This window comes from Polaromonas sp. (genome assembly GCF_029945895.1).
In the GTDB taxonomy this organism is placed as follows: Bacteria; Pseudomonadota; Gammaproteobacteria; order Burkholderiales; family Burkholderiaceae_C; genus Polaromonas.
This window is the reverse complement of record NZ_JAQSDL010000043.1, coordinates 274,827-281,252: the sequence shown is the minus strand read 5'-3', so window position 1 is coordinate 281,252 and position 6,426 is coordinate 274,827. Positions and strand designations below refer to the sequence as shown.

Annotated in this window: 7 protein-coding genes; all 7 read right to left on the bottom strand. The window is 64.4% G+C overall.

Translation table 11 applies throughout. The features are described 5' to 3' along the window. Nucleotides 1-273: 273 nt before the first annotated feature. The 7 genes from PSV33_RS06650 to PSV33_RS06620 all read right to left on the bottom strand — a co-directional run bounded on the left by PSV33_RS06650 (nt 274) and on the right by PSV33_RS06620 (nt 6,376). Nucleotides 274-1,245, bottom strand: coding sequence for a response regulator (locus PSV33_RS06650; RefSeq protein WP_300560023.1), 972 nt, complete (start codon nt 1,243-1,245; stop codon nt 274-276). Nucleotides 1,246-1,406: 161 nt separating this feature from the next. After that, complete coding sequence (locus PSV33_RS06645; protein ID WP_300560022.1) at nt 1,407-1,802, bottom strand: RidA family protein; 396 nt, start codon at nt 1,800-1,802, stop codon at nt 1,407-1,409. Further along, nucleotides 1,799-2,242: a thioesterase family protein gene (locus tag PSV33_RS06640; RefSeq protein ID WP_300560021.1), complete on the bottom strand. Its 444-nt coding sequence runs from the start codon at nt 2,240-2,242 to the stop codon at nt 1,799-1,801. The genes PSV33_RS06645 and PSV33_RS06640 overlap by 4 nt, the downstream gene beginning before the upstream one ends. Nucleotides 2,243-2,249: 7 nt before the next feature. Next, on the bottom strand, nt 2,250-3,875 hold the full coding sequence (locus tag PSV33_RS06635) for an AMP-binding protein (protein ID WP_300560019.1): 1,626 nt from the start codon (nt 3,873-3,875) through the stop codon (nt 2,250-2,252). Continuing rightward, nucleotides 3,872-5,089: an acyl-CoA dehydrogenase family protein gene (locus tag PSV33_RS06630; RefSeq protein ID WP_300560017.1), complete on the bottom strand. Its 1,218-nt coding sequence runs from the start codon at nt 5,087-5,089 to the stop codon at nt 3,872-3,874. The genes PSV33_RS06635 and PSV33_RS06630 overlap by 4 nt, the downstream gene beginning before the upstream one ends. Further along, entirely contained in the window at nt 5,043-5,897 is an 855-nt protein-coding gene (locus PSV33_RS06625) for an enoyl-CoA hydratase family protein (protein WP_300560015.1), read from the bottom strand. The genes PSV33_RS06630 and PSV33_RS06625 overlap by 47 nt, the downstream gene beginning before the upstream one ends. Next, nucleotides 5,894-6,376 (bottom strand): MarR family transcriptional regulator, encoded by a 483-nt coding sequence (locus tag PSV33_RS06620; RefSeq protein WP_300560013.1) that lies wholly within the window; start codon nt 6,374-6,376, stop codon nt 5,894-5,896. The genes PSV33_RS06625 and PSV33_RS06620 overlap by 4 nt, the downstream gene beginning before the upstream one ends. Nucleotides 6,377-6,426 lie beyond the last annotated feature (50 nt).

Genomic DNA, 6,426 nt, shown 5'->3' with positions numbered 1-6,426 from the left:
CAGACCTACCGCTCGGCCAACTACCGGGACGTGGTGACCAAAACCCTGCAATGGGTCCGGGTGGGTGACCGCTGGCTGATCGTGCGTGAGAGCTCCGTGACGCCGGTGCAGGGCATCCAGTAATTCCCCGAGCGATCCGGCGACGGGCGAAGATTTGTCAGAAGGAGTGCATGTGCGGCAGGCTTCCCTGCGGGCCGTCCGCGTCGGCGAGCGCGGCGTCCTGGGTCGGTTCACCCGGGGTGTGCACTCACCAACAGGCGCCAGAGCAGGTTCCTAGCCCAGATCGGTTTCGCCTGCCACCCGGTCGAGTTCGTCGAACACCTTGTCAAAGTCCACCGGCTTGGTCCAATAACCGGAGAATCCCGCCTGCTCGGCAAGGATCTTGTGCTCAGGCTGGGTGTCGGCCGAACACATGAAGGCCGGCGTTGACCGCAAGCCTGGGATCTCCCGAATGCGTTTGAGCAGATCAATCCCGTGGGTGTCCGGCAGGCGGCCATCGAGCACCAGCACATCAGGCAACCAGCTGCCGGCCACCTCAAAGCCCTGGGCACCGTTTTGTGCCATGCGTACCTCAACGTCGTCGCGTGTTCGCATCACGTCGTCAAACAGCATGAGGTTGTACATGTTGTCCTCGACATACAGCACCCGCATTTTGCGTTGCAAGCCGTGGCTGGCGGCCTTGGGAATCTGCAGGGGTGCCGACAGTGTGTCTGCCGGGCTGGCGCCCTGCACAGCGGCGCCCTGCTCCCAGTAACCATCGGTGGACACCAGGTCCAGTGCCCGGCACAGCCGCGCAGACTGGAGCAGGGCGTTTTCCACCCGTTTGCGCTCGGTCACGTCCAGGCTCATTTCGATATAGGCCAGCGGTCGGCCCTGGGCGTCGGACTCCAGATAGAGCAGGGCATGCACGTCTACCAAGCCGCCATCGGGGCGGATGACGCGGTAGTCCAGTTCGATCGCGCCCGGGCTCTTGCGCAACTGGTCGCGTGCCCTGACCAGCAGGTCCAGGTCGTCCGGATACACCAGGCCCATGGCTGTTTCCAGCGTCATGGGGGTGCCCGCAGGCAGGCCAAACAGCTGATAGGCGCGCGGGTTCCAGCTGAGCTGCTGGGTCTCCAGGTGGAAGACGGATTGGGCCACCCCGGTCATTTCCATCAGCTGCTGCTGCATTCGGCGCTGGGCTTCGGCCAGGCCGAATTCGGGTCCGGGTGTGGTCTGCTTGAAACCGGATGTCTGATCAGCCATGAAATGAAAGCCTGGTGAGTGTGAGTCGGAGGGGGTTCATGTAGGTCTCCAGCCACGTCGACATCAACGTTGCCAATCCAGCCTCATCTTAAGCCCAAAATCCCTGAAACTCCGTCGGCCGGCCTGCGTCTCTGCCGGCTTTCGGGGCAAGGGCCACCTGCTCAATCCGGCAGGACCGCCGTCACTTCAATTTCGATGCGGGCGCGCTCTTCCACCAGGGCGGAGACTTCCACGCAGGTCATGGCCGGAAAGTTCTTGCCCATCACTTCGCGGTACACCGTGCCCAGCTCCTTGAGCCGTGCGATGTATTCCACGCGGTCCACCACATACCAGGTCATGCGCGCCATGTGCTCCGGCCCCGCACCGCCGGCCTGCAGCACCGCCAGGATGTTTTGCAGGGCCTGGCGGGTCTGGACGATGAAGTCGTCGCTTTCAAATTGTTGCTGTGCGTTCCAGCCGATCTGTCCGCCCACGAAAATCAGCGCGCCTCTGGCCATCACGCCGTTGGCATAACCCCGGGGGGCGGCCCAGCCGTCCGGCTGCAATAGTTTCATCATGACTTTTCTTCCAGGGGTGTTTGCAGATAAGGCAGCATCGCTTCGCGCCATCCATCAGGGATGCGCAACGCCTTGCCGTTGGGGATCTCGGCGCAGACGACCACCGAGTTTGCACGCAGTTTAAGGCTCTGGCCCTTGTCTTCAGTGCGTGACGCGCTATGAATTTCATAGTTCATGCCGATGCTGGTGTGGCCCAGACGGGTCAGGCTGAGCTCGATGTCGACCTTGTCGCCATAGCGGCACATGCCGAGAAACTCGGTCTTCATGTCCACGATGGGCACGCCCAGGCCACCGGCAATCATCTCGTGCTCGGGAAAGCCGATGTGGGCCAGAAAATCTTCCTGCGCCTCATGCAGCAGATAAAAGTATTGCGGGTAAAAAACAATGCCTGCGGGGTCGCAGTGGTGAAAGCGGATCAGCTTTTGGGTGGTGAACTTCATGCCGGTCTCATTTCTGGCGCAGCTTGAAGCGCTGGAGTTTCCCGGTCTCCGTGCGCGGCAGGCTGCTCACGAACTCGATCCGGCGGGGGTACTTGAACGGCGCCAGCGTGGTTTTCACGTGATCCTGCAGCAGCCGGGTCATGGCTTCGCCGGCTTCCTGACCGGGCTTGAGCACGACAAAGGCCTTGACGACCATGCCGCGTTCCTCGTCGGGTTCGCCGATCACGCCGCATTCGGCCACCGCCGGGTGTTTGAGCAGGGCATCTTCCACTTCGGGACCCCCCACGTTGTAGCCCGAGGTGATGATCATGTCGTCGGCCCGGGACTGGAAGAAGAAGTAGCCGTCGGCGTCCTGCAGGAAGGCGTCGCCCGGGTAGTTCCAGCCGTCTTTCACATACTTTGCCTGACGCTCATCGTCGAGGTAGCGGCAGCCGGTGGGTCCGATGACCGCCAGTTTGCCGATGGTGCCGCGCGGGACTTCATGGCCCTCGTCATCCACGACCTTCGCCGTGTAACCGGGCACGACCTTGCCGATGGCACCACGACGAACTTCCTCCGGCGCGGCGGAAATGAAGATGTGGAACATTTCGGTTGCGCCTATGCCGTCCGTCATCTCGATGCCGGTCGCGTCTTTCCAGAGCTGGCGCGTGGCGTCGGGCAGGCCCTCGCCGGCGCTGACGCAGATGCGCAGCGTCGGTACGCCATGCTGCTTCGCGAAGGCGGCCATCTGGCGGTAGAAGGTGGGCGCGGTGTAGCAGATGGTGGCGCCCACTTCGTTGATGAGCTTGACCATGGCCTCCGGCGTGTAGGCAATGCCGGGGTAATAGACCGAGGCGCCCGCCCACATCGGGAAGATCAGCATGCCGCCCAGGCCGAAGGTGAAGGCCAGCGGCGGCGAGCCCATCACGATGTCGTCCGGGGTGGCCTGGAGCACATGGCGCGGCCAGGCCTCGCAGGCGGCGAGTACGTCGCGGTGCGTGTGCACCGCGGCTTTTGGCGTGCCCGTGGTGCCGGAGGTGAAGGCCATCATCGCGATGTCGTCCGCCGAGGTCCGGCTGGGCGCGAAGTCGCCGTTCTTGCCGGCGGCACGCACGGCGAGCGAGCCGGGTTCGTTCAGGTTGAAGGGAACAATGGTGGCGAGCGTCGGGTTCAGGTCCCGCGCGGCCTGCAACTCGGCCAGCAGGCTGGCATCACACAGGGCCACCGTGGCCTGGGACTTGGCGATGATTTCGCCGAGCTCCTTGGCGCGCAGCAACGGCATGGTGGCCACGGCCACCAGCCCGGCCTTGACCACCCCCAGCCAGGCCAGCGCCATGCCGATGGTGTTGCCGCCGCGCAGCAACACGCGGTTGCCGGGCACCAGCTGCAGGTCTTCGGTCAGGACCTGGGCGATGTGCCTGACCCGGTCGTGGGCGTCGGCATAACTCAGGACGATCTTGTCGGAGCGCAGGAAGGGTCGGTCCGACAGGCCGCGCTGGTCAGCACGCTCGAACAGCACATCGACCAGGTTGGCCTGCGCGGAAATCTGCAGCTCGGGCAAGTCGTAGCGCATCTGCGGCCACTGGTCCGCAGGCGGCAGGCGGTCGTGCACAAAGCGGTCGGTCTGCACGGAAGGGTGGGAGGGGATGCTCATGACTGCAAGACCGCCTTTCCAATGATCAATTGCTGGACCTCGGTCGCACCTTCGTAAATGCGCAGAGAGCGGATGTCGCGGTACAGGCTTTCCACCTTGGTGCCGACTTTCACTCCCAGGCCGCCGTGCATCTGCAGGGCCATGTCAATCACGCGCTGGGCGTTTTCAGTCGCAGTCATCTTGGCCATCGCCGCCTCTGCGGTGACACGTTTGCCGGCACCGCTGGCTTCGCTGTCGTCGCGCAGCCAGGCGGCGCGGTAGGTCAGCAGGGCGGCAGCATCGATCAGTGCTGCCATCTCGCCGATCTTGGCCTGCGTGAGCTGAAAGTCGGCCAGGGTCTGGCCGAACATCTTGCGCTCGCGCGAAAAGCGGACGGCCTCCGCCAGCGCGCGGCGCGCCATGCCCAGCGCGGCAGCGGCGACCGAAGCGCGGAAGATGTCCAGCGTCTGCATCGCCAGCTTGAAGCCGCCATTGAGCGCGCCCAGTTGCGCCTCGCCGGGAAGCCTGCAATGCGCAAACTTCAGTGTGGCCAGCGGATGCGGCGCCATCACCGCGATGTGTTCGCTGCTGTCCAGGCCGAGGTTGCCGGCGTCCACGATGAAGGCGGTGATGCCGCGAGTGCCGGCTTCGCGGTCGGTCTTGGCGAAGGTCACGTAAAAGTCGGCGATGTCGCCGTTACTGATCCAGGTCTTGCTGCCATTGAGAGCCCAGCCGCCGTCAGACGGGTCGGCGCTGGTCGTCATGGCGCCGGCGTCCGACCCCGCGTCGGGTTCACTCAGCGCAAAGGCGGCGATCTTGTCGCCGCGTGCGACTGCGGGCAGGTAGGCCGCCTGCTGCGCCGGTGTGCCGGCCAGGGTGATGGCGCCGCTGCCCAGGCCCTGCATGGCAAACGCAAAGTCGGCCAGGGGCGAGTGAAACGCCAGGGTTTCGCGCAGGATCACCAGCGCGCGCGAATCGAGCTTGTCCATGGCACCGCCGGCACTGGCGGGAACGCAGTAGCGCAGCCAGCCGCCGTCTCCGAGCAGGCGCACCCACTCCTTGCAGGCGCGTCTGTCGTCACTTTCGTCAACTTGCTGGGCGGGTACCCAGGCCGCGAGTTGCTCGCCCAGGGCGCGATGCGCATCGCCAAAAAATGGCATTGCCAGGTGTCGGGTGTCGGCTTTCACATCAGTCTCCCTGGAACACCGGTTTCTGTTTGCCGGCAAAGGCTTCATAGGCGCGCGTGAAGTCTTTCGTCTGCATGCAGATCGCCTGCGCCTGGGCTTCGGCTTCAATCGCCTGGTCCAGGGTCATGGCCCACTCCTGGTGCAGCATGGTTTTGGTCATGCCGTGGGCAAAGGTCGGGCCGGCGGCCAGATCGGCGGCCAGTGCCTGCGCCTTGCCCAGCAGCTCGGCGGGTTCATGCAGGGCGTTGAAAAAGCCCCACTGCAGGCCTTCCTGCGCCGTCATGGCACGGCCGGTGAACAGCAGTTCGGACGCACGGCCCTGGCCGATCAGGCGCGGCAGCAGCGCGCAGGCACCCATGTCGGCGCCGGCCAGTCCCACGCGCGTGAACAGGAAAGCGGTTTTGGCCTGCGCGGTGCCCAGGCGCATGTCGGCGGCCAGCGCCATCATCGCACCGGCCCCCGCGCAGATGCCGTCGATCGCGGCGACGATGGGCTGTGGACACAGGCGCATGGCCTTGACCAGGTCGCCGGTCATGCGGGTGAATTCCAGCAGTTCCGGCATGGCCATCCTGGTCAGCGGACCGATGATTTCATGCACATCACCGCCCGAGCAGAAGTTGCCCCCGGCGCCGGTCAGCACAATCACCTTGACGTCGGTGGCGCTGTTCAGTGCGCGAAACAGGTCGCGCAGCTCGGCATAGGAGTCAAACGTCAGCGGGTTCTTGCGCTCCGGCCGGTTCAGGCTCAGGGTGGCCACACCGGCATCAAAAGCATAGGCAAAGTGGCGTGCCTGGTAGCCGGCCAGCGCATTGAACTGCGCGTGCATGGGGTTGCTGGGGCCAATGTAGTGTTTCATGCGTTTTCCATTTCCTGGTTCAGATCGGTCTGGTGCTGTTTGACTTTGCCCAGCAGCTTGTGCAGGGTGTCGATTTCGCGCGGCGACAGGCCGCCAAAGGCCTGGACGATCCAGCCTTCATGCTGGCGAGCCATCTCGTCAAAGGTCTTGCGGCCGCGTGTGGTCAGGCGCACGCGGTAGGCGCGGCGGTCGCCTTCGACGTCCATGCGTTCCACCAGCCCTTCGGCCACCAGCTGGTCGGTGATGCCGGTGACGTTGCCGCCAGTGACCATCATGCGGCGCGACAGCTCGTTCATCTTCAGCCCGTCGGGATTGCGCTCGAGCTGCGCCATCAGATCGAAGCGCGGCAGGGTGGTGTCGAACTGTTCGCGCAGTTGGCCGCGCACATGCTTTTCAATCAGCTGTGTGCAGGTCAGCAGGCGCAACCACAGGCGCAGCGCTTCCGGGTGTTCGCGGTGGCCTCGTGCTTCCATGTCCATGGCATCTCTCCTGATTCACTATTGATTTGATAGCTGCTGGCGCTTTCCAG

Coding starts and splice junctions, on each gene's coding strand:
- PSV33_RS06635 (WP_300560019.1), bottom strand. CDS start 3,875: ATGAGCATCCCCTCCCACCCTTCCGTGCAGACCGACCGCTTTGTGCAC.
- PSV33_RS06625 (WP_300560015.1), bottom strand. CDS start 5,897: ATGAAACACTACATTGGCCCCAGCAACCCCATGCACGCGCAGTTCAAT.
- PSV33_RS06620 (WP_300560013.1), bottom strand. CDS start 6,376: ATGGACATGGAAGCACGAGGCCACCGCGAACACCCGGAAGCGCTGCGC.
- PSV33_RS06645 (WP_300560022.1), bottom strand. CDS start 1,802: ATGATGAAACTATTGCAGCCGGACGGCTGGGCCGCCCCCCGGGGTTAT.
- PSV33_RS06650 (WP_300560023.1), bottom strand. CDS start 1,245: ATGGCTGATCAGACATCCGGTTTCAAGCAGACCACACCCGGACCCGAA.
- PSV33_RS06630 (WP_300560017.1), bottom strand. CDS start 5,089: ATGAAGCCTTTGCCGGCAAACAGAAACCGGTGTTCCAGGGAGACTGAT.
- PSV33_RS06640 (WP_300560021.1), bottom strand. CDS start 2,242: ATGAAGTTCACCACCCAAAAGCTGATCCGCTTTCACCACTGCGACCCC.